This window comes from Vibrio sp. 1641, from assembly GCF_033339995.1.
GTDB lineage: Bacteria > Pseudomonadota > Gammaproteobacteria > Enterobacterales > Vibrionaceae > Vibrio > Vibrio alginolyticus.
In genome coordinates, this window is record NZ_JAWOVP010000261.1 from 1 (window position 1) to 637 (window position 637).

Here is a 637-nt window from a genome sequence, read left to right on the forward strand (position 1 = left end):
TGATCGGTCAGCAAACGCTGCCATTGGTAAACGAAGGCGATGCCATTTTCCACCTCGCATACTTCAGCCAAAGCGACGATGAAGTAGAACAAGCGGTAGAAAGCTACATTGAAGGATTAACTGAGTTTGACGTCGAACAGGTAACGACGGGACAAATCCCACTCGACTCTCAGTCATAATTGCATGCTCTATGATCTCAAAGCCCAGTACCTAGTGCCGGGCTTTTTTTGTTATGTTTACTCACCAATATTATTTATTACAAACACTTAAACACGAAAACTTAACGTTTGTGCTTCGTGTTTAGCTTATTTCAATTCATCTTGTTCACCGCACAATTGCACAGCGTTTTATTTATTCGTATTATGTTTTCTTTTTGCTTGCACACATCTATGAATAAAACACAACTCATTAGCTGTTTGTTGGGACTTGGACTTTCTGCAAATCTCCTCGCTCAAGAATCTGAAAACATCGCTCAATACTTACAAGAACAAAGTCAACAACATTCACTAGAAGATCATTATGCTTCATCTGTTCCAGATGAACTCAACTTGGACGCGCAACGCTCAGAACTCAAATGGCGAGAGGAAAGCAAGCCAGATCATTGTTACCACACAAAAAATAACGCTGAGGTCACAAC

General features: G+C 40.7%; 2 pseudogenes. Both read left to right on the forward strand.

Annotated features, from left to right (window positions below):
- Nucleotides 1-179, forward strand: a pseudogene (locus tag R7Z47_RS25405) (deacylase); the annotation flags it as partial.
- A gap of 210 nt (nt 180-389) precedes the next feature.
- Nucleotides 390-637, forward strand: a pseudogene (locus R7Z47_RS25410) (DNA-directed RNA polymerase subunit beta); the annotation flags it as partial.